Source organism: Leucobacter sp. USHLN154 (assembly GCF_037145595.1).
Taxonomy (GTDB): Bacteria; Actinomycetota; Actinomycetes; order Actinomycetales; family Microbacteriaceae; genus Leucobacter; species Leucobacter alluvii.
Map to the genome: position 1 here is coordinate 184,611 of NZ_JBBCXF010000002.1, position 21,439 is coordinate 206,049.

Here is a 21,439-nt window from a genome sequence, read left to right on the forward strand (position 1 = left end):
GCGCGCCGTTCAGCACACACCCTAGTCGCGACGTTGCATGGGCCGCTCAACGCGGCGGGAGCGGGCGCTCCTCGACGAACCGGGCCCCGAGCACTTCGCGCACCACTGACTCGCCGTACCGTGTGAATGCGGGCCGAGCCGCCGGCGAGGCGGGGGCGGCAGCGGCAGCTGGAGCTGGAGCTGGAGCTGGAGCTGGAGCTGGAGCTTGGCCGCCAGACGATATCGGGGCTGCCGACGGCGCGGCGGGAGCGGCAGGGGGCGCCTGGCCGAGCGTAGACGCGACACCTGCCGAAGACGCCGGGGTCGGTGCGTACGGGTCGCCCTCCGCCGAGTCGTCCGGCGCTTCGCCGGAGTCTCCCGCATAGGGGTCGCCGTACTCCGCCGGATCTGCGAACCGTGCGGGCGCCGCATCTGCGTCGACCGCTGCACGCGCGGCCGCAGGCGCTTCTCCCGCTGGGGGCTGTGCCTCGGCTACGTCCTGCGTCATGGCTGCCTCATCGCGCGTCGCCGCGGCGGCAGAGGCCGACGGTTCTTGCTCAGCGGTGGTCGGAGCATCGTTCGAGTTCGATGCGGCGGTCGGAGCGTCGATCGAGCTCGATGCGGCCGGTGGCGCAGATTCGGGCTGCGGATCTGCCCAGGCGGGAGCAGCGAGAGCCGGACCCAAGCCGCTCAGGCGTGCCGCTGCCCGAACCATCGGGTCGTTCGCGTCTGGGGCGGCGGCGGTCACGCCCTGCGGTTCGGAGGAGCGTGTGTCGGATGCGGCATCAGGCGTATGCCCGGCTGGGTGAGGCTCCTCTGCGTCAGCTGCGGCCTCTGGCTCGCGCGCAGCGCCGTGACCGGCAGCCGCTTCGCCGGCGGGCATGCGCTTCGGCTTGTATTTCACGCTGATGCCGACGGCGGAGAGAATCGTCTCCCGGAGCGGACCCGCTCCGGTCGTCTTGAATGCGGCGAGATCGGATTCCGAGGCGAGGCCGACCGTGAGCACGTCGCCTTCGAGCGCCAGCGGCGCGATCACTCGCACGGCGTTCCATGCATCACGATCGAGCTCGAGCAGTTCCTCGAGCAGATCGGGCCACACCTCCATCAGGTCTTCGTACCCGCCGGAGGTTTCGGTGTCGGACTCCGTCGCGGCCTCGTCAGGGGTGGGCCCTTCGGCCGCGGCCGCCTGCTCAGCCGGAGCCGGCGCGGTGTCACCGACGGTGCCACCGACGGTGGCCCCTGCTGCGGGCGCCGCCGGCCGGGGTGCCGGTGCATCGTTGCCGATGCTCTCGATCTGTGCCGAGCTGAGCACTGCCGAGATCGGACGGCCGAATTTCGCTGCGCCCTCATTCGGGTGAGGAGCTCCAGCATGCGGTGCTCCAGCATGCGGTGCTCCGGCGTGCGGGGTCTCCGGTCGAGCCGGCGCGGCTGGCGGAGTCGCGGTGTCTTCGACTGCAGTCGCCCCCGCAGTCTCAGGATCGGACGCAGGAGCACGTGACGGCACAGGAGCAGGAGCAGGTGACGGCGCAGGAGTAGGCGCCTGCGCAGGAGTAGGCGCCTGCGCCGGCGCTGCTGGCCGCTCTGCCTCCCCGCCCCCCTGCGCATCCTGCGACAGGAACTCCCGGATCGATGCTGCCGTCTGCGCGGCATTCGGGGTGCCAGTTGCAGCGTTCGGCGCGGCCGGACCACCCGGAGCCGGAGCCGGCCGAGCCGTTTCCGTCTGCTCAACCGCAGCGCTGCGAGCCGCCGCGAGCGCGGCCATGGGATCGGGCGCCGGCTGGGCCGGCGCGGCGGCGTTCGCGGGAGCAGCACCCGACGGCCGCTCGCCGGTCGGCACCGAGCCGGACTGTGCTGATTGCGCACGCGGCTCAGTGCGCTCCACCGGCTGCGCGGCGTGCACCAGGGCTCGCGCGATCATGAGTTCGAGCTGCAGCCGCGGCGCGGTAGCACCCGCCATCTTGTCGAGGGCAGCGCTCACGACATCGGCGATGCGCGACAGCTCGCCCGGCCCGAAAGCGCGGGCCTGCTCGAACATCCGCGTGAGCTGATCCTGCGGCACGCCGCGGAAGATCGCTGCAGCACCGTCGACGGTCGTGGCATTCACCACGATGAGGTCGCGCAGGCGTTCGAGCAGGTCCTCGACGAAGCGACGCGGATCCTGCCCAGTCTGCACGACACGATCCGTCGCTCGGAATGCTGCGGCGGCATCATGCGCCCCGAATGCAGCGACGGCGTCGTCGAGCAGCTCTGCGTGGGTGAAGCCGAGCAGGCCGGCTGCGCGGTCGGCGGTAACGAGCGGAGTCTCGGACCCCGCGATGAGCTGGTCGAGAATCGACAGCGTATCGCGCACCGATCCGCCGCCCGCTCGCACGACGAGGGGAAGCACGCCGGGCTCGACCTGCACGCCTTCGCTGTCGCAGAGCGACTGCACGTAGTCGATGAGGGTGCCGGGTGCGATGAGGCGGAACGGATAGTGATGGGTGCGCGAACGGATCGTGCCGATGACCTTGTCTGGCTCGGTCGTCGCGAATACGAACTTCACGTGCGGCGGTGGCTCCTCGACGATCTTGAGCAGCGCGTTGAACCCGCCGGGCGTCACCATGTGCGCCTCGTCGATGATGAAGATCTTGAACCGATCGCGCGCCGGGGCGAAGACCGCGCGTTCGCGCAGGTCCCTGGCATCATCGACGCCGCCGTGGCTCGCGGCATCGATCTCGACGACATCGAGCGAACCGCCACCATCGCGGCTGAGTTCGACGCAGCTCGGGCAGACCCCGCACGGCGTATCAGTGGGCCCCTCGGCGCAGTTCAGGCACCGTGCAAGAATGCGGGCCGAGGTCGTCTTGCCGCAGCCCCGCGGGCCGCTGAACAAATAGGCGTGCCCGATGCGACCGGTGCGCAGGGCCGTCATCAACGGTTCGGTGACCTGCGACTGCCCGATCATCTCGGAGAAAGCTTCTGGCCGATATCGGCGATAGAGTGCGGCAACCACGACACCATGCTACCGGCGGCCGCCGACATTCTGGCCGGGGCCGAGGGCTACCTGAGGCTCAGGTCAGGCGCTTCGAGCCCGTACTCGTGGCGCAGCGCCGATTTCGCCGCGTACCAGCCGCACAACCCGTGCACGCCGGGGCCCGGAGGCGTCGATGACGACGCGAGGTAGATGCCGCGGCCCGGAGTGCGCCAAGGGTCGACCGAGAGGGTCGGCCGCGCGATCAGCTGCGGCAGCGTGATGGCTCCCGCGCTGAAATCGCCGCCGTGGTAATTGCGGTTGTAGCGCGACATCTCGTCCGCGGTCGTCACGCGCACAGCGCGGATCCGGTCGCGGAACCCGGGAGCGAAGCGCTCGATCTGCCGGATCACCGGCTCGCCCATGTCGACCGTCGACCCGCTCGGCACGTGCGTGTACGTCCATACGGCGTTCACTCCTGGAGCATTGCGGCCGGCATCGAACTCCTCGGTCTGCGCGAGCAGCACATAGGGGTGAGCGGGGTGCCCGCCCGAGGCCACGACGCGTTCCGATGCTGCGAGCTCCGCTCTGCTGCCGCCGACGTGCACCGTGGGCGCCTGCGCCACGCGCGGGTCGCTCCACGGGATCGGTCCGTCGAGCACGAAGTCGACCTTCGTCGCAGCGTCGCCGTAAGAGAAGCGACGCAGGGCGCGCCGGTACCGCGATGGGAGCTCTGATCCTGCGATCCGTTCGAGCCCGCGCGCCGACGTGTCGAAGACGCGAACCCGGAACGACGAGAGCTCGCGGACGTCATCGACCGGGTGCGCCGTCTCGATGCGCCCTCCGTGCGCGAGCAGATCAGCCGCGAGTGCGTCGGTGATGGCGCGGGATCCCCCCACCGGCACCGGCCACCCCACTGTGTGGGCGAGCGCGCCGAGCACGAGCCCGACGCCCGCTGTCGCGAGGTTGGGGAGCCTGCCGATGCTGTGCGCGGCGACACCGGAGAGCAGGGCCGGGGCGGCGGCCTCGCGGAATCGCGCATTCCACAGCGGAGTGCCCTGTTCGAGCGCGCGAAGACCGGTGAGCAGCGCGGCGATCGGATGCGCTGGCCACCGCAGCATGCCACCCCCCAGCGTGAAGTCGAGCACTCCGGGGAGATGCTGCAGGAGCGGTCGGTAGAAGCGGCCGTAGGCCGCGCCGTCGCGCCCCAGTTCGGCGATCGTGCGGTCGAGGTCGCGGTACGCGATCGCCGCGCGATCCGCCCCGCCCCCGGCTCGGCCGTCGAGCGGATTCGCGTAGGAGGCAGCCGGAACCACGAACTCCATGCGTCGTTCGATCTCGAAGGCCCGGAAGAACCCCGTCGCGAGCGCCATGGGGTGGATGGCGGAGCACACGTCGTGCAGCACCCCTGGCTCCACGAGTTCGGTGGTGCGCGTGCCACCGCCGATCGTCTCGGCGGCTTCGAACACCGTCACCGGAACACCCGCCCGCGCGAGCGTCACAGCGGCGGCGAGCCCGTTCGGGCCCGCACCGATGACGGCCGCTCCCCCAGAAGACTGCATAGTCCGATCGTACTCTTCGTATGCGCTTCCACACCGAAATGCCGAGTCGGACCGGCTTCAGAGGGGCGGCGTGGGAATGAAAATACTCCCCACGCACCCGCCAGAGCCCAGGTACCCTTGCTTCGTTTCCGACCTGGGGGAGTTCCCTGAGATAGCGCCACGTGGGGAGCCAGACCAGTCTACCCGACGTTGAGCCCCGTTCGGTACGCGGCCAGCACCGCGCCGGGCGGCGCTCCCGCCGACCCCGGCAGGAGCGCCGCTACGCCTGCGCGTCGCCCGCCGGCTGCGCCTCGGCCGCCAGCACCTCTTCGGCATGCGCCTCGGCGTCCTCGCCCGCGAACTGCGCCTGATACAGCGCGTAGTACGCTCCGCGACGGGCGAGCAGCTCATCGTGCGACCCCTGCTCGACGATGCTGCCGCGCTCCATCATGAGAATGGTGTCGGCGTCGCGAATCGTCGACAGCCGATGGGCGATCACGAACGAGGTGCGATCGGCGCGCAACGCACTCATGGCCTGCTGCACGAGCACCTCCGTGCGCGTGTCGACGGACGAGGTCGCCTCGTCGAGGATCAGCAGCGACGGATTCGCGATGAAGGCCCGAGCGATGGTGAGGAGCTGTCGCTCCCCCGCCGACAGCGACGACGCGTTCTCCGAGATCACCGTGTCGTACCCATCGGGCAACTGCCGCACGAACCGATCGACCATCGTCGCCTCAGCGGCTGCGACGACCTCGTCGTCGGTCGCATCGAGTCGCCCGTACCGGATGTTCTCGCGGATCGACCCTTCGAAGAGCCACGCGTCTTGCAGCACCATGCCGACCTGGCCTCGCAGCTCCGCGCGTGACAGATGGGTGATGTCGATGCCGTCGAGCAGGATGCGCCCACGATCCAGCTCGTAGAAGCGCATCACGAGATTCACGAGCGTCGTCTTGCCCGCACCGGTCGGCCCGACGATGGCGACCGTGTGGCCCGGGCTCGCCTCGAGCGACAACCCCTCGATCAGCGGCTGATTCGGTTCGTAGCTGAAGGCGACGTCCTCGAACTGCACGTGACCGCTCGTGCGCTCGGGCAAGCGCTCCGAAGCCGTATCCGCGTCCTGCTCATCGGCGTCGAGCAGCTCGAACGTGCGCTCGGCGGATGCGACGCCGGACTGCAGCATGTTCGCCATCCCCGCCATTTCGGCGATGGGCTGGGAGAACTCCCGCGAGTACTGGATGAATGCCGTCACATCGCCGAGCGTCATCTGCCCGCCGGTCACCCGGAGCGCGCCCACCACGGCGATGAGCACGTAGCTCAGGTACTGCACGAACTGCATCGCCGGCATGATGGTGCCGGAGAGCGCCTGGGCCCGGTACGCGGCGCCGAAGAGCCCCTCGTTGCGCCGGTCGAACTCCTCGAGCATCTCGGCATCGCGGTTGAAGATGCGCACCAGCTCGTGGCCCGTGAACGACTCCTCGATGTGACCGTTCAGGTCGCCCGTGTGCTTCCACTGCGCGACGAAGAGCTTCTGCGCGCGCACCCCGACGACTCCGGCGATGATGCCCGACAGTGGGAGGGCGATCAGCGCGATCAGCGCCAACTGCCAGGAGACGATGAACATCATCGCCGTGATGCCGATCACCATCAGCAGCGATTGCACCAGCTGCGACAGGGCCTGCTGCAGCGCCTGCTGGATGTTGTCGACATCGTTCGTCACCCGCGAGAGCACGTCGCCGCGCTGACGGCCGTCGAAGTAGCTGAGCGGCAGACGATTGATCTTCGCCTCGATGTCGGCGCGCAGCTGGTAGACGACCTTCATGACGAGGCGGTTCAAGATGAACCCCTGCAGCCACATGAGCACCGATGCGACGAGGTACATGCCGAGCACGGTCAGGATCAGGCGACCGAGCAGATCGAAGTCGATCCCTTCGCCCGGCACGATCTGCGCGCCGGCCAGCACGTCCGCGAACTGCTCGTTGCCGGATGCGCGCGCGGCGTCGACGGCCTGGTCCAGCGTGATGCCAGCGGGCAGCTGCTTGCCGAGAATGCCGTTGAAGATCACGTCCATGGCCTGGCCGAGGATCTTCGGCGCGATCACGGTCAGCACCACCGAGCCGATCACGAGCAGCACGACGAGCGAGAACTGCCATTTGTGCGGCGCGAGCAACCCGACGAGGCGCTTCGCCGACGGCCAGAAGTGCTTCGCCTTCTTGACGGGCTGACTGCCCGTCCAGTCGTCGTTATCGGGCTGGTAGTCGTCGGGCAGTTCGAGGTCTTCGGTGCTCTGAGCCTCGGCTGAAGATTGCTTCCGGGCCATTACGCCGCCTCCGTCGCTTCGAGTTGAGACCGGACGATCTCGCGGTACACCTCACTGGTGTCGAGCAGCTCCGCGTGAGTGCCCCGATCGACGATCTCGCCGGCCTCCACCACGAGAATCTGATCGGCTTCCGTGATCGTGGAGACGCGCTGGGCGACGATGATCGTCGTAGCTCCGGCGGTCGCGTGCGGAAGCGCAGCCCGCAGTTTCGCGTCGGTCGCGACGTCGAGCGCCGAGAACGAATCGTCGAACAGGTACACCCGCGGCTTCGCCACCAGCGCGCGGGCGATCGACAGTCGCTGCCGTTGTCCGCCGGAGACGCTCGTACCGCCCTGCGACACGGGCTCGTCGAGCCCGAGTTCTTTCTCGCGCACGAAATCGTCGCCCTGCGCGATGCGCACCGCCTCCCACAGTTCTTCGTCGCTCGCATCGGCCCGCCCGAAGCGGAGGTTCGACGCGATCGTGCCGGAGAACAAGTACGGGCGTTGCGGAACGAGGCTCACCGCTTGGGCCAGCTGCGCGCGAGTGAGCGCATCGACGGGCGCTCCATCGATCGTGATCGAGCCTTCCTGCGGATCGTAGAGGCGGAGCAGCAGGTTGAGCAGCACCGTCTTCCCCGCGCCGGTCGACCCGATAATCGCCGTCGTCTTCCCGGCTTCAGCGACGAAGCTCGCGCCCGTGATGACCGGCTTCTCCGCACCGGGGAACCCGAAGGTGACCCGATCGAACTCGATGCGGCCGGCCGCGGGCGTCGGCACCGTCTCCTCAGACGGGAACGACAGCGTCGAACGCGTGTCGAGCAGCTCACGAATGCGCTCTGCGCAGACGACCGCGCGCGGGATCATCATCGTCATGAAGACACCCATCATCACCGCCATCAGGATCTGCAGCAGGTACTGCAGGAACGCGGTCAGCGACCCGACCTGGACGAGGCCGTCGTCGACGCGATGCCCGCCGAACCACAGCACCGCGGCAGTGGCAAAGTGCAGCACCATCATGATGACGGGGAACATCAGCACGAAGACGTTGCCGACCTTGACCGAGACCTCGGTGATGTCACGGTTCGCCCGCTCGTAGCGATCCGCTTCGAAGTTCTCTCGCACGAACGCGCGGACCACGCGGATCCCCATGATCTGCTCGCGCAGCACCCCGTTGATCGTGTCGACCCGCGTCTGCATCGTGCGGAACAGCGGCAGCAGGATCCAGACTAGGAACCCGACGATGACGGCGAGGATCGCCACAGACGCCCAGACGAGCCACGACATCCCCGCGTCTTCGCGAAGCGCCATGATGATGCCGCCGACCGCCATGATCGGCGCCGTGACCATGAAGTTGAGCGTCATGAGCACCAGCATCTGGATCTGCTGCACATCGTTCGTACCGCGCGTGATCAGCGTGCCCGCCCCGAATTTGGTGGCTTCGAGCGTGCTCAGCGAGTCGACCTTGCGATACACCTCGCGACGCAGATCTCGCCCCACACCCATCGATGTGCGCGCGCCGAAGTACACGGCGGTCACCGCTGTCGCGACCTGAGCGAGCGATACCAGCAGCATCGTGCCACCGGTGTTCCAGATGAAGCCCGTGTCTCCGCGTGCGATGCCCTGATCGATGATCTGGGCGTTCAAGCTCGGCAGCCAGAGAGCGGCGATCGTCGACAGCAGCTGGAGCCCGAGCACGGCGGCGATGAAGGGCCAGTACTGCTTCGCGTGGCGGAACGTCAAGGCGATGAGAGCCACGGGGATCCTTTCTCCAAGTGTCGCGGGGCGGGGACGCACCCGAAGCGTGGGCGCCAAGCCTGCGCGGCCGGAACACGGTACTCACTCTGCGACGGCTGTACCAGCAGTCGTACCGACGACGGGGCGACTCCCGTGCCGGGTGGAAAAACAAGTGGGGGCAGGTCCACCTTACGGCGAACCCACCCCCACAGGAAACAAGACTCAGCGACTGAGCCCCATCACCGCTCGTTAGACGAGCTTGACGCCAGCGCCAGCCTCTTCGAGCTTTGCCTTCGCTTCTTCAGCGGCTTCCTTCTTCGCGCCCTCGAGCACGTTCTTGGGAGCCTCCTCAACGAGCGACTTCGCCTCGCCGAGACCCAGGCCGGTCAGCTCGCGCACGACCTTGATGACCTGGATCTTCTTGTCGCCAGCCGACTCGAGGACGACGTCGAACTCGTCCTTCTCCTCGACGGCCTCAGCAGCGGCAGCCGGAGCAGCAGCAACGGCAACCGGAGCAGCAGCGGAGACGTCGAAGGTCTCCTCGAATGCCTTGACGAACTCGGAGAGCTCGATGAGGGTGAGCTCCTTGAACTGCTCGAGCAGCTCTTCGGTGGAAAGCTTAGCCATAATGTTTCTCCTTGATGTGTGCCCTCACGCGAAGCGTGCGGGCGGGGTTGTATAACCGATCCGGCGTGAGCCGAGTCTTACGCGTCCTGCTTCTCCTGCAGCGCGCCGAAGCCGCGTGCGGCCTTGGCGGGCAGGGCGGCGAACAGCTGTGCAGCACCGACCAGAGCAGCCTGCATGGCGCCGGCAGCCTTGGCCAGCAGCACCTCGCGGCTCTCGAGATCGGCAAGCTTGCCTACCTCAGCGGCGGTCATGGCGTTGCCATCGAAGTAGCCCGCCTTCACCACCAAAAGAGGGTGTGCCTTGGCGAAGTCACGCAGCGACTTTGCGACCGCGACGGTGTCACCGTGCACGAAGGCGAGAGCCGAAGGACCGGCGAGCTCGTCATCGAATGCGGTGATCCCGGCGTTGTTGGCCGCAATCTTCGTCAGCGTGTTCTTCGCCACAGCGTACGTCGCGTGCTCGCGGATGCTGTCGCGGAGTTCCCGCAGTTCAGCAACCGAAAGACCGCGGTACTCAGTCAGCAGAACGGCGTTCGACTCTTCAAACTTCTGCTGAAGATCGGTAACCGTAGCGTCCTTCGTAGCCATGGCGCTCCCTAGCTTGTCGTACCCGCGCGGCGGATGCCGCTCGGGGGCCGCGCCGCTCGAAGCGATTCGCTCGGAAATTCACCGAAACGAAAAGAAGCTCCGGCGCGCATGCACGGAGCTTCATAAGATCGGGATCGAGATCCCGTACTCAAGGAGTTCTGCACCTGCGCAGGTCTCCGCTCTCGCGGACGTTCCGGAATCCTCGCGGATCCTACCGGCGGTCTTGGGCCAGGGGAGACTCTACCATCACAGAGGAGGGAACGCAACAGGCGGGTGAGGCGAGCGATGCTCCTGCGATGCCGCGCCGCGGGCCGCGCAAGAGCGATGCTCTTGCGATGCTCAAGCCGCGGGCCCCCGCATGTAGCCCGCCACTCCTCGCTGCGCTCCGTGAGCCGCGGCGATGCCGCGCCGCGGGCTGCGCAAGAGCGATGCTCTTGCGATGCTCAAGCCGCGGGCTTGAGCATGTAGCCCGCGCCACGCACCGTGTGGAGCATCGGCACGCGGCCGGCATCGATCTTCTTGCGGAGATAAGAGATGTAGAGCTCGACCACGGTCGACTTCCCCGTGAAGTCGTACGCCCAGACCCGATCCAGAATCTGCGCCTTCGAGAGCACCCGATTCGGGTTGCGCATGAGATAGCGCAGCAGCTCGAACTCCGTGTTGGTCACCGTGATCGGCTCACCGGCTCGCTCCACCTCGTAACTGTCTTCGTTGAGCGTGAGATCCCCGACACGCAGCACGGGGTCGGGGTGCTGCGCGAGCGTGAGCTGAGAACGGCGCACGAGGCCGCGGAGGCGAGCGATGAGCTCCTCCAGGCTGAAGGGCTTGACGACGTAATCGTCTCCCCCGGCAGTGAGCCCGTTGACGCGATCCTCCACGGAATCGAGCGCTGTCAGGAAGAGCACCGGGAACATCTCCCCGGCCGAGCGGAGTCGGGCGAGCAACTGCATGCCGTCGAGGTCTGGCAGCATGATGTCGAACACAGCGACATCCGGATTGAACGAGGAGATCTTCTCGAGCGCTTCCCGGCCCGTCGCAGCGGTCTCGACCTGCCAGCCCTCGTACCGGAGCGCCATGGCCACGAGCTGCGTGATCGAGTCCTCGTCGTCGACGACCAGGGCGCGGATCTTGCCTCCGTCGGCACGCTGCAGCGATGATGATTCCATTCCTCGGAACGCTCCTCTCAGCCGATATGATCGCGCGCTCCCGAATTGAACGCGCGTCGCAAGCGGTTGGCTTCGTCTTCCCGATTCGCGGCACCCCTGCGCGGAGTGCGGCGAAATGTTGCGGGCTTCAGAATACTCACCTCACCTGCGTTTTCGCCTGCTTCAAACCTCTAGAACCAGTGTTTTTCCATGTGCCACCTATGCGAATGCTGCGTCTGCACCGGGTCACCGGCCGATTCCCCGGACGCGGTTGCGCCGAGGCACGGCCCCCGCATTGGGCGGTCGCGATCCCGCGATTCGCGCACTGCGCGAGCTGCTGCCGGACCGCGCGTCGCGCGCCGCGGAGAGCGGGCCGTGAGAAACTGAAGGGGTGTTCGCCCCAGCTCCCGTTCATCTCCAGCGCATCGTGACCGATGGGTCCGATCGCATGGCGTGGATGCGAGCCCGCGCCCGTGGCATCACCGCGACCGACGTCGCGAAGCTGTCGACCTCGCGCTCGATCGCCGCCGCCGCGCACGAGAAACTGCACGGCAGTCGTTTCATGGGGAACGTCTACACCGAGCACGGGAAGCTCCGCGAGCCCGAGATCGCATCCTGGGTGCTGCGCGAGTACGAGATCGAACCGAGCCAGGCGCTCTTCCACGCGGAAACCGATCTCAGGCATCTCGCGACACCCGACGGGCTCGCATTCCGCGGCACGGGCGCGATCGAACTGGCGGAGATCAAGACCACGAACAAGGAATGGCGTTCCATCCCCCGCAATTACCTGCGCCAGGTGTGGTGGCAGCAGTACGTGCTGGGCGCGGAGCGCACGCTCATGGTCTGGGAGCGGCACGAGAATTTCGTGCCAGTGGGCGATCCCGAGTGCCGATGGGTCGATCGCGACGAGAATGAGATCGAGCGCCTCGTGAAGCTGGCGGGCGAGCTGATCGACGTGCTCATCGCCCGGACGACCTGACCCGGCACCGAGCACCCTGCGTGTTCACGCCTCGAGGTTCGTGAAGGCCACGTTCGAGGTGGGCCGGAACTCTCCCATTCGGCGCTCGACGCGCGTCGCGTGGGCGTAGTTGCGCTCGACGAGTTCCTGCAGGGCATCCGCTGCCGCCGACACTCCAGGCACATCGGGGATCGTCGTGCGCTCCGGGCCGATGAACAGGTCGACGTCTCCCGCCCCGAAGAGCCGTTGCAGCAGCGAGCGACGGGTGCGCACCTCGCGGATGCGCACGAACGAGACCTCGCTGCGATGGCGCGAGAAGACGCCGTGCCGCTGAATCACCCGCCGCGTGGTCACCGTCGTTCGATACGTCAGCCACCGGAGCACGGGGAAGACGCCGAGCAGCAGCGCGAGCACGACTGCTCCCACTCCCGCCAGCAGATTCATCCAGCCTTCGGCGAAGGCGCCGACCCAGTAGCCCGCTCCGCTCGAGAGAGCGACGAGCGCCAGTACCGGCAGCACGAGTCTGCGTCCGTGCCGCCGGAACCGGAGGAGCACGACCTCGGGCTGACCGTAATCCGCGGGCGCAGGGCCGAGCACGGACTCGACCTCCGACGTCAGCGATTGCGGGTTGCGTGAGGGCATGCCCCTATTCTGCACCGTTCAGCCTGGAGCTCCGGCGGGGCCTACTGGGATCCCCCGCCGAACGGGTTCGTCTGGTCGCCGGCGGCAGCGGCACGCTCTGCAGCAGCAGCAGCTGTGCGCGCCGCATCATTCGCCGCCTGCGCTGCGCTGTCCGCCGCGTCCGCCGCTGCATCCGCCGTCGCGGACGCCGCGCTGGTCGCACTCCCCGCGACCCGGCGAGAGCTCTCCGACAGATCGGACTGCCGGAACGATTCGGAGGACCCGGAATCGAAGCGATCCCCCGCGCGACGATCGCCGTGATCGCCACGGCCGCCCTCCGACGCATCCCGCGACGCGCGGCCGGCGGCAGCACCCGCGGCGCTTCCCGAGACCGCCCCGTTCAGCATGCCGGCGAGGTCGATGCCGACCGTGTCCTTCGCCATCTCGAGGAGGCCCTTGATATTGCCCATGGCCTCCCCGGCGACCTTCGACGTTCCGTCGGCCGACACGACGGTCATGTGCTCGATCGCGCCGATGGCGCGCGCGTACTCCGCCGCGATCTCGGGCAGCAGGTGGATGAGTTCCTGGGCGAGCACCGCCTGGGACTGCGTCTCGAGTGCGCGGGCGCGCGCGTCGATCGCCGTCGCTTCCGCGGTACCCTTCGCTTCGAGTGCCGCAGCCTCGGCGCGACCCTCGGCTTCGAGCGCTTCTGCGGCGGCGATACGCGCCACGCGGCTCGCCATGCCCTCGCGCTCGACGGCCTTCGCGCGACCTTCGGCCGCTGACACGGATGCGGCGGCTTCAGCCTTCGCGAGGGCCTCGACGCGGTACGCCTCTGCCTCGGCGACCGCGCGCACGTCGGCGTTCAGTCGCTCGGTCTTCAGCGAGACCTCTTTCTGAGCGGTGATCTGCTGCTGCTCGACGATCGCCTGCTGCTGGATCGCCTGCTCGAGCGGCTCGGCGGCCGATGCCTGCGCGGTGGCCTTGTCGGTCTCGACCTGGATCTCGGCCTGACGCAGCTTCAGCTCGCGGTTGCGGTCGAGCAGCACGCGCTCGGCGCCGATCTTCGCCTCCTGCGACGCCTGGTACGCGATGGTCTCGGCGATGTCGGCGGCCTGGCGCACCTTGGCCGCCTCAGGACGGCCGATGTTCGAGATGTAATCCGCGCCGTCGCGGATCTCCTGGATCTGCAGCGTGTCGACGACGAGGCCCTGCTTCGTCAGGGCTTCCTCCGCCGCTTCGAGCACGCTCTGCGCGACGACAGCGCGGTCGCGAATGATCTGCAGTACCGTGAGGCCGCCGATGATGGAGCGGAGCGAACCCGACAGCACCTCCTGCGTCGACTCGTCGATCTCATCGGAGTTCGACAGGAATCGCTGGGCGGCGGCCCGGATCATCTCCTGCGTTCCGCCGACCTTGACGACGGCGACGGCCTGGGCCTGCATCGTGATGCCGTCGGTGGTCTGGGCCTCCGTGGTGATCGAGAGTCGGCGCGAGCGCAGGGAGATCGTGAACGACTTCTGCACGAACGGGACGACGAAGACACCGCCGCCGGTCACGACCTTCTGACCGGAGAGGTCGCGGCCGCGGTTGCCGGCAGCGTCGACGACCTCCTTGCCTTTGCCGCCGGTCACGATGATCGCCTCATCCGGTTTCGCGATCCGGTATCGCTTGATGATGACGAGCGCGATCAGCACGAGTGCGATCACCGCACCGAATATGCCGATGATCGCCGGGCTTGCGAGGAACATTACGTCTCCGTTCGGGGTAACGGTTGGGCGTGGGATTCAGGGAGTACGGGTTCGACGCGCACCGAGGTCGAGGTCACGACCTGCACGATGCGCACCTGCGCGCCTCGGGGCACGGGAGCCTCGGCGGACGCTGAGAGGGAGATTCGCTCGCCGTGCCGCGTGACCGCGACCTCGCCGAGTCCGTTCGCCGGGATTGCGAGGACGACGGCGCCGGTGGATCCGACCAGGTCGGTGCCACTGACGGCGGTATTCGACTCTGCCCCTCTGATGGCTCGCGAGAGCCACCACGCGGCTGCGGCTCCGAGCAGGCCGGAGAGCGCGCCCACGATCGTCGCGACGGGGGTCGACATGCCGGCGCCGACGCTCGCGAACGACGCGAACCCGAAGATCGCGGTGAATGCTGCGATGGTCGTGAGACTCAGCGGCCCGTCGCCGAAGTCGAAGGCATCGAAGATGCCGTCGAGCAGGAGCGAGATCAGCAGCAGCACGCCGCCGACCACACCGATGATGAGGAAGATTCCGCCATCGAACAGCGAGCCGTCGAACACGCGCTCGACCCAGTTCATGATGCCGTCCATGGCCGCCCCCTCGATGGCTGTCACTGGCAGCGTACCAAGCGCCCGCTGCCAGCGCGCAACGGTCGAGCATCCTCAGGGGTGCGCTCGGGGATCCAGATCGTTCAGAGCCGCACGACCGAGGTGAGCAGCGCTCGGCCGTAATCCGTTCCGGGATCCGTGAAGAAGGCGCGGTCGCCGGATTCCACGACCGCACCATCGCGCATCACGAGCACCCGATCGCAGAGTTCGTGCACGACCGCGAGATCGTGCGAGACGAAGACGATGCCGAGTCCGAGATCGTCGCGCAGCCTCTGCAGCAGTTCGATCACACGGGCTTGAGAGGTCGTGTCGAGCGCGGAGGTCGGCTCGTCGGCCACCAGCACCTGCGGGTCGGCGGCGAGCGCGCGGGCGATCGCGACGCGCTGGCGCTGACCACCCGACAGCCGGTCGGGCGTGGCGCCGGCGAGGCTTGGATCGAGCCCGACCTGACGCAGCAGTTCCGCGATCCGAACCGCCCGAGCAGGCGCGAGACCGCGCGATCCCGCCTTGCGCGCGGTGCCGGCGCGTCGCAGTCGCAGCACCTCGTCGAGCGCGCTGCCGATCGTGCGACGCGGCGTCAGCGACGAGTAGGGATCCTGGGGCACGAGTTGGATCCGCCGCCGCTCCGACCGACCGCGCCGCGTGCCGAGCGCGACCCCGTCGAGCCGCACCTCGCCTGTGGAGAGCGTGGCTTGACCGGCGATGGCGCGCGCGAGCGTCGTCTTGCCCGAGCCCGACTCCCCAACGACTCCGAGCACTTCGCCGGCGCTCAGGCGCAACGAGACACCGGACACGGCGCTGACCGCTCCGAAGTTCACGGCGGCGTCGCGCACTTCGAGGAGTGAGGGGCGCGCGTCGACGCCGAGCGCGTGCTGGGCCTGCGCTTCGCCGGGTCTCGAGGCGAGATCCGAATGCTCGGCGGGAGCCTGGCGTGCGGCGAGCCTCGGGAGCGCCGGGACCGCCGCGAGCAGCGCGCGGGTCTCCGCCGCGCTCGGCGCGGCGACCAGGGCGGCGACGGCGCCGGACTCGACGATCTCGCCCCGCGCCATGACGACGACCCGCTCGCACATCGCCGCCACCACCGCGAGATCATGCGACACGAACACGAGCGTGAGCCCGCGCTCCACGCGCAGCTCACGCAGGAGGAGCAGCACGTCGCGCTGCACGGTCACGTCGAGTGCCGTCGTCGGCTCGTCGCAGAGCAGCACGTCGGGCGACCCGGCGAGCGCGAGTGCGATCACCACCCGCTGCCGCTGACCCCCCGAGAGCTGATGCGGATAGGAGCTGGCGATGCGCACCGTGTCGACGAGACGCACCTGAGCCAGGAGGTCGTGCACACGTTCGTCTGCGGCACGCGCGCCGAGACCCGGATCTGCGGCGCGCACGGCGGCGCGCACTTGCCTGCCGACTCGGGTCAACGGATCGAGCGCGGTGAGCGGTTCTTGAAACACCATGCCGACCGAGCCGCCGACCGCGATGCTCCCGGAGGCGATGCGGAGTCCGCGCGGCATCAGGCCGAGCACGGCGCGCAGGGTGAGGCTCTTGCCCGAGCCGGATTCGCCAACGATGCCGAGAGCCTCACCCGCCCGCAGCTCGAGGTCGATACCGGCGCGGTCCCCGACGAGCACGGCGCCGCCCGTCGTCGCGATGCGCAGTCCGCGGATGCTCACGGTCCCGCGCTCGGGCGCGACGTGCTCGCGCAGCCGGCGACGCGGATGCTCCCGGCGGCGCGGATGCTCCCGGCTGAGCGAACGCTCGCGGCGGCGCGTACCGGGAGTGCCGGTGAGGGAGGGCGACACCAGGGAAACCCGGCTGCGCGGTCCGCCCACGCGCATCAGATCGCCGATGCCGTCGCCCAGCAGTGAGAGCGCGATGCCGGTGAGCACCACCGCGCACCCGGGGAGGGCCGCCAGCCACCAGTGTGTCGTCACGAATTGCTGAGCATCGGCGATCATGGTGCCCCAGTCGGGCGTCGGCGGTCGGATCCCGAGACCGAGATACCCGAGGGTCACGATCGCGACCATGATGAGCACGATCTCAGAGGCGAGCAGCACGATGGCCTGCGGCAGCACGTTCGGCAGCACGTGGCGGAGCAGCACGCCCGCGTGGGAGAGGCCGCCTCCCCGGGCGCTCCGCACCCAGCCGGCGTCGCGCATGGAGGCCGTCATCGCCCGGAGCACGCGCGCGTACCCGACCCAGCCGACGAGGGCGAATGCGACGACGATGCCTCCGGCGCCCGCCCCCAGGGCGAAGACGAGCGCGATCACGATGATGTAGAACGGAAAAGCGATGACGGTATCGGTGACGCGCGATGCCACCCAATCCACTGCGCCCCCGGAGTAGCCGGAGATGAGACCGACGGCCACACCGATCGCGAACGGGGCGAGCGAGGCGAGCACGGCGATTCCGAGGTCGATCCGCGCAGCGTAGAGCATGCGGGAGAGCACATCGCGGCCGAGCTGGTCCGTGCCGAACCAGTGCTCCGCCGAGGGCGGCAGCAGCCCCTGCGTGAGATGCTGTTCAGTCGGCGAGTACGGCGCCAGGGCGGGCGCGGCGAGCGCGATGATCAGCAACAGACCGGTGAGGATCACGCCGACGACGAGCGCCGGCGACCGGCTGGCGCCGCGTGCGGCGCTCGGATCCCTCATCGCTCGTCCTCCGTCGGGTCGGGTGCGAGTGCGGCCTCCCCGGAGGGCAGGAGCCGCGCATTCGATCCCGCACCGCCGACGGGACTTCGTGCGTCGCCGACCCGCAAGCGGGGATCCAGCGCGCTCGACAGCACCTCCGCGAGCGTCGTGATCAGTACGACGACGACCGCGCAGTAGAGGGCGATCCCCTGCACGACGGGGAAATCGCGCGTGCTGATCGACTGGAAGAGGAGCGAGCCGAGGCCATTGATGCCGAAGACCCGTTCGACGACCAGCGTTCCTCCGATGAGATACGCCGTGTTCACGCTGAGCAGGGTCAGCGTGGGGAGCGAAGCGCTGCGCATCACGTGGTGCCACACGATCCGCCGCTCTGGAATGCGCGCCGCCCGCAGCGTCGTGACGAACTCCGCCTCGAGCACATCGATGAGCTGGGCGCGGAGCGACCTGATGAGCGGCGGCGCCATGCCGAGCGCGACGGCGAGGGCGGGCAGGAACAGACTGCGGAGCGGCTCGGCCGGCCCCGACCCGACGCCCCCGACGGGGAACCAGCCGAGCTGCACGGCGAAGACGATGATCAGGAGGAGTCCGACCCAGAACAGCGGCATTCCCATGCCGATGGCGGGGAGGATCCGCACGAGGTGATCCGCCAGGCCGTCGCGGCGCAGCGCGGCGACAAGCGACAGCGGCACGGCGATGAGCACGGCGAGCAGGAGGGCAAGGGCCACGATGCCGGCGCTCACGGGCGCTGTGTCCAGGATGAGCTCCCGCGTCGACACCCCGGTGACCAGCGAGGCGCCCGTATCGAAGTGGAACACCACCTGCCCGAGGAAATCGGTGAACTGCTGCCACAGCGGCAGATCGAGGCCGAGCTGCGCGCGCAGCACGGCAACGGACTCAGGCGTCGCGCGCTCGCCGAGGATCATGGCCGCAGGGTCGCCGGGAACGAGGCGCAGGAGGAAGAAGGTCGCGACGACGACCCCCAGCATCACCGGCGCGATCCGGACGACGACGCGCCCCGCGGCCTGCACTCCCCGTTTCACCACGATCCCACTGTATGGCGTCGCCTCCGGCTACTCGGCGCCGCCGGCGAGCCACGCGTCCTCGAAGCGCACACTGCCGTTCGGAAGCACGGTGAAGCCGTGCACGTCGTCGCGCGTCGCCTTCAGGTTCGCCGGGAAGAACAGCGGGATGTAGGGCACCTCATCGGCGAGGGTCTGCTGGATCTCCTGATAGATCTCCGTGCGCTCCTCACCCTCGGGAGTCGTTCGTCCCTGCTGCATGAGTTCGGTGACCCGCTCGTTCGAGTAGTGCGTCCAGTACGACTTGCTGAACCCGTCGGGGTCGGCCTGGAAGGTGATGAACCCGTTGGGGTCGGGGGCGTCGGACTGCCCGCTGTTGAGCATGAAGTCGAAGTCGTACGCGAAGAAGCGCTCGCGGAAGGCGGCGATGTCGATCTGCTCGATCTCGACGTCGACGTCGATCTGCGCAAGGGATTCCTGCACGATCTGCGCGATCTGCGCGCGTTGCGAGTCACCGCTCGCGAGCAGCAGCGTGACGGAGAACCCGTCAGGATACGGCGACTTCGCGAGCTCCTCCCGTGCGGCATCGAGGTCGAAGTCGAGCGGCCGCACCGTCTCGTTGGCCGAGTCCGTGATGGTCGGCGGCAGCAGCGCGTTGGCCACCTCTGCCGTACCGAACGTGGTCGCCTGCGTGATGCCTTCGCGATCCAGCGCGAGCGCGACGGCGCGGCGCACGTGCTCATCCGCGAACTGCTCCCGCTGCGTGTTGAAGAAGACCTGCTCCGTCGACCATCCACTCGTCTGCGACAGCACCATGCCGTCACCGCTCTCGACCTGCGCCGCATTCGCCGCAGGGACGTCGTCGATCGCATCGAGCTGACCGGCCGCGAGCTGCTGCTGCAGTTGCGTGTCATCGGCCACGAGCTTGTACACGAGGGAGTCGACGTAGGGCTTGCCCTCCTGCCAGTAGTGCTCGTTCTTCGCGAAGGCGAGGTCCCCGTTCGGATCCCACGTCTCGACCACGAACGGGCCGGTACCGATCGGATCCTCGAAGAACTCCTCCTCGCTCGCGCCGCCGAAGTCATGCGGGAAGATGCCGTTCGAGAAGCTCGCGAGCTCCGAGAGGAACGGGGTGTAGCGTTCGCTCAGCGTGATGACCACGTCGCGCTCGCCCGATTCGGTGATGGCTTCGATCGGAGCTTCCAGCGGCAACGGCCCGCCCACCTCGATATGCCGCTCGAGCGAGAAGACGACGTCGGCGGGAGACACCGCCGTGCCGTCTGAGAACGCGAGTCCGTCGCGCAGCGTGAAGGTGTAGGTGAGCCCGTCTGCGGACTCCGCGTATTCCGCGAGCCACGGAACGATCTCGCCGTCCGAGTCGAAGCTGACGAGCGGCTCGAAGATCTTGTCGATCGCGAACGCGTTGTTCGCGGTGATCTGCTGATTCAGATCGAGATCGGTCACCGAGGCGACCCGCCCGAACTCGAGCGTGCCACCGCTCACCGGATCACCGGCGTCGCCGGAGCCGGCACCGCTCGACGATCCTCCCGCGCACGCGCTCAGCAGCAGTGCAGCGGAGAGCGCGAGAGCTGCGGTCGCAGTGCGACGGCCGGCGCGTCGGCTCGGGCGGGGGGCGTGCTGGCTGGCGCGGGGCTGAATGGCGCCGGGCTCAGTGGCACCGGGCGTGCGGAGACGGAGGGCGGGGGTCACAGGTGGTCCTCTCGAGGATGGGGTGGGAAATCGGGGCGCCGCGGATCGATCAGCCGCCCTTCGAGCAGCACGCCGACGATCGACGCGGGGTCGGACAGGGCACCGGGTTCGCGGGGATCGCGGGCCAGCAGCACGGCGTCCGCGACCGCTCCCGGCGCGATCACTCCGAACGGCGGAGGGTGACTCGGCGCGTCGGGATCCTTCGCACGCGCGAGCAGTGCCGCCCCGGAGGACGTCGCCGCGACCAGCGCCTCCCTCACGCTGAGCCCGGCTTCGACCAGCGCATCGAACTCGACTCGGTTGGTGCCGTGCTGCTCAGGAGTGCCGAAGTCGGTGCCCAGCGCGATCGCCACGCCCTGGTCTCGGGCGATGCGCACCGCGTCGGGGTGCGCAGCCACCGCCGCGTCGACGCGGGCCGCGAGCCCTGCGGGGAGCTTCCCCGCGGCGATCATCTGCTGCACGAGGCGGTAGATGCGCATCGTGGGCACGAACGCCGTACCCGACTGAGCGGCGCGACTGGCCTGCTCGACGGTCAGGTAGATGCCGTGCTCGATGCTCGCCGCTCCCGACTCGATGGCGAAGTCGATGGCGTCCCCGCCCCACGCGTGGACCATGACGCCGGCCCCGGCCGATGCCGCTCTGCGAGCGGCGCTCGCGAACTCGGTCGCCGAGAAGTGCGACTGGAGGGACGCGCCCGCCGGTGATCCCACTCCATCGGTGGCGACGATTTTGACCCAGGCTGCTCCCGCCTCGAGCACCTCCTCCACCGCACGGTCGATCCCCCCGGCAGCACCGGCTCGCGCCCGGTCGATGAGCGCCACCGAGCATGCGATTCTGGGCCTGGACTCGGCCGGGATGCGCTCACGCGTCGTGGTCGCGAGCCCCCCGGCGTCGCGTACGCTCGTGAAGCCGGCGCGCAGCGTGCGACGGAGCGCGTCTGCCGTCGCCCGGTGCGCCTCCTCCTCCGTGAAATGCGCGCGATCCGCCGCGTCGAAGGCGTGCCACGCGGCATGCAGGTGGGCGTCGACGAGGCCGGGCATGATCCAGCGGGCCTCAGTGGGAATGCGCGGCGCCGCCGCCGTGCCGAGAGCTCCGGACTGCGCCGCGTTGGCGGGGTCGCCGATCACCGTGAAGCGTCCCGCGTGCCAGGACACCCGTTGCGGCTCCGAGAAGTCGCCGTGGGCGTCCATGACGCGCAACGTCGCTGTCGTCATGGTGCTCCTTCAACGGTGATCTCGGTGCCCGGGGCTTGGGATGTGTGCGGCGCGGGGGTGT

At 68.7% G+C, this 21,439-nt stretch carries 15 protein-coding genes and 1 other RNA gene; 1 reads left to right on the forward strand and 15 read right to left on the reverse strand.

Annotation, left to right across the window (positions count from 1 at the left end; translation table 11 throughout):
• Positions 1–46: 46 nt before the first annotated feature.
• The 8 genes from WFH23_RS04930 to WFH23_RS04965 all read right to left on the reverse strand — a co-directional run bounded on the left by WFH23_RS04930 (position 47) and on the right by WFH23_RS04965 (position 10,882).
• The gene (locus WFH23_RS04930) at positions 47–2,971 is read right to left on the reverse strand and encodes a DNA polymerase III subunit gamma and tau (protein WP_336661769.1); all 2,925 of its coding nucleotides are present in this window, start codon (positions 2,969–2,971) and stop codon (positions 47–49) included.
• A 47-nt stretch (positions 2,972–3,018) separates the two neighbouring features.
• Positions 3,019–4,491 (reverse strand): phytoene desaturase family protein, encoded by a 1,473-nt coding sequence (locus WFH23_RS04935; protein ID WP_336661770.1) that lies wholly within the window; start codon positions 4,489–4,491, stop codon positions 3,019–3,021.
• 77 nt (positions 4,492–4,568) lie between these two features.
• An RNA gene (gene ffs, locus WFH23_RS04940) (signal recognition particle sRNA small type) lies at positions 4,569–4,665 on the reverse strand.
• Positions 4,666–4,750: 85 nt separating this feature from the next.
• The gene (locus tag WFH23_RS04945) at positions 4,751–6,787 is read right to left on the reverse strand and encodes an ABC transporter ATP-binding protein (protein ID WP_336661771.1); all 2,037 of its coding nucleotides are present in this window, start codon (positions 6,785–6,787) and stop codon (positions 4,751–4,753) included.
• Positions 6,787–8,523, reverse strand: coding sequence for an ABC transporter ATP-binding protein (locus tag WFH23_RS04950; protein WP_336661772.1), 1,737 nt, complete (start codon positions 8,521–8,523; stop codon positions 6,787–6,789). Before WFH23_RS04950 ends, WFH23_RS04945 begins: the two co-directional genes overlap by 1 nt.
• Before the next feature lie 228 nt (positions 8,524–8,751).
• Positions 8,752–9,129, reverse strand: a complete 378-nt coding sequence (rplL, locus tag WFH23_RS04955; RefSeq protein ID WP_010154996.1) for a 50S ribosomal protein L7/L12 — start codon at positions 9,127–9,129, stop codon at positions 8,752–8,754.
• Between the two features lie 77 nt (positions 9,130–9,206).
• Positions 9,207–9,716 carry a 50S ribosomal protein L10 gene (gene rplJ, locus WFH23_RS04960; RefSeq protein ID WP_058593907.1) on the reverse strand — a complete coding sequence of 170 codons (510 nt, stop codon included), beginning with the start codon at positions 9,714–9,716 and terminating at the stop codon, positions 9,207–9,209.
• Positions 9,717–10,159: 443 nt separating this feature from the next.
• Positions 10,160–10,882, reverse strand: a complete 723-nt coding sequence (locus tag WFH23_RS04965; RefSeq protein ID WP_234037528.1) for a response regulator transcription factor — start codon at positions 10,880–10,882, stop codon at positions 10,160–10,162.
• Between the two features lie 427 nt (positions 10,883–11,309).
• Between WFH23_RS04965 and WFH23_RS04970 the strand changes: the two genes are divergently transcribed.
• Entirely contained in the window at positions 11,310–11,840 is a 531-nt protein-coding gene (locus WFH23_RS04970; protein ID WP_234037590.1) for a YqaJ viral recombinase family protein, read from the forward strand.
• Positions 11,841–11,864: 24 nt separating this feature from the next.
• On the opposite strand, the gene WFH23_RS04975 is transcribed toward WFH23_RS04970, so the two are convergent.
• The 7 genes from WFH23_RS04975 to WFH23_RS05005 all read right to left on the reverse strand — a co-directional run bounded on the left by WFH23_RS04975 (position 11,865) and on the right by WFH23_RS05005 (position 21,378).
• Positions 11,865–12,461 (reverse strand): PH domain-containing protein, encoded by a 597-nt coding sequence (locus tag WFH23_RS04975; protein ID WP_336661773.1) that lies wholly within the window; start codon positions 12,459–12,461, stop codon positions 11,865–11,867.
• Between the two features lie 41 nt (positions 12,462–12,502).
• Positions 12,503–14,191: an SPFH domain-containing protein gene (locus WFH23_RS04980; RefSeq protein WP_249290779.1), complete on the reverse strand. Its 1,689-nt coding sequence runs from the start codon at positions 14,189–14,191 to the stop codon at positions 12,503–12,505.
• On the reverse strand, positions 14,191–14,793 hold the full coding sequence (locus tag WFH23_RS04985; RefSeq protein WP_336661774.1) for a hypothetical protein: 603 nt from the start codon (positions 14,791–14,793) through the stop codon (positions 14,191–14,193). Before WFH23_RS04985 ends, WFH23_RS04980 begins: the two co-directional genes overlap by 1 nt.
• A gap of 77 nt (positions 14,794–14,870) precedes the next feature.
• The gene (locus WFH23_RS04990; RefSeq protein ID WP_336661775.1) at positions 14,871–17,435 is read right to left on the reverse strand and encodes an ATP-binding cassette domain-containing protein; all 2,565 of its coding nucleotides are present in this window, start codon (positions 17,433–17,435) and stop codon (positions 14,871–14,873) included.
• Positions 17,432–18,478, reverse strand: coding sequence for an ABC transporter permease (locus WFH23_RS04995; protein ID WP_336661776.1), 1,047 nt, complete (start codon positions 18,476–18,478; stop codon positions 17,432–17,434). Before WFH23_RS04995 ends, WFH23_RS04990 begins: the two co-directional genes overlap by 4 nt.
• Positions 18,479–18,505: 27 nt before the next feature.
• The gene (locus tag WFH23_RS05000) at positions 18,506–20,164 is read right to left on the reverse strand and encodes an ABC transporter substrate-binding protein (protein ID WP_336661777.1); all 1,659 of its coding nucleotides are present in this window, start codon (positions 20,162–20,164) and stop codon (positions 18,506–18,508) included.
• The gene (locus WFH23_RS05005) at positions 20,161–21,378 is read right to left on the reverse strand and encodes an amidohydrolase family protein (protein WP_336661778.1); all 1,218 of its coding nucleotides are present in this window, start codon (positions 21,376–21,378) and stop codon (positions 20,161–20,163) included. The genes WFH23_RS05000 and WFH23_RS05005 overlap by 4 nt, the downstream gene beginning before the upstream one ends.
• Between the last annotated feature and the right edge of the window lie 61 nt (positions 21,379–21,439).

Bases quoted from the DNA above. Each gene is read 5' to 3' on its own strand.
- WFH23_RS05005 (WP_336661778.1), bottom strand. From the start codon at position 21,378: ATGACGACAGCGACGTTGCGCGTCATGGACGCCCACGGCGACTTCTCG.
- WFH23_RS04990 (WP_336661775.1), bottom strand. From the start codon at position 17,435: ATGAGGGATCCGAGCGCCGCACGCGGCGCCAGCCGGTCGCCGGCGCTC.
- WFH23_RS04935 (WP_336661770.1), bottom strand. From the start codon at position 4,491: ATGCAGTCTTCTGGGGGAGCGGCCGTCATCGGTGCGGGCCCGAACGGG.
- WFH23_RS04975 (WP_336661773.1), bottom strand. From the start codon at position 12,461: ATGCCCTCACGCAACCCGCAATCGCTGACGTCGGAGGTCGAGTCCGTG.
- WFH23_RS04970 (WP_234037590.1), top strand. From the start codon at position 11,310: ATGGCGTGGATGCGAGCCCGCGCCCGTGGCATCACCGCGACCGACGTC.
- rplJ (WP_058593907.1), bottom strand. From the start codon at position 9,716: ATGGCTACGAAGGACGCTACGGTTACCGATCTTCAGCAGAAGTTTGAA.
- WFH23_RS04980 (WP_249290779.1), bottom strand. From the start codon at position 14,191: ATGTTCCTCGCAAGCCCGGCGATCATCGGCATATTCGGTGCGGTGATC.
- WFH23_RS04945 (WP_336661771.1), bottom strand. From the start codon at position 6,787: ATGGCCCGGAAGCAATCTTCAGCCGAGGCTCAGAGCACCGAAGACCTC.
- WFH23_RS04965 (WP_234037528.1), bottom strand. From the start codon at position 10,882: ATGGAATCATCATCGCTGCAGCGTGCCGACGGAGGCAAGATCCGCGCC.
- rplL (WP_010154996.1), bottom strand. From the start codon at position 9,129: ATGGCTAAGCTTTCCACCGAAGAGCTGCTCGAGCAGTTCAAGGAGCTC.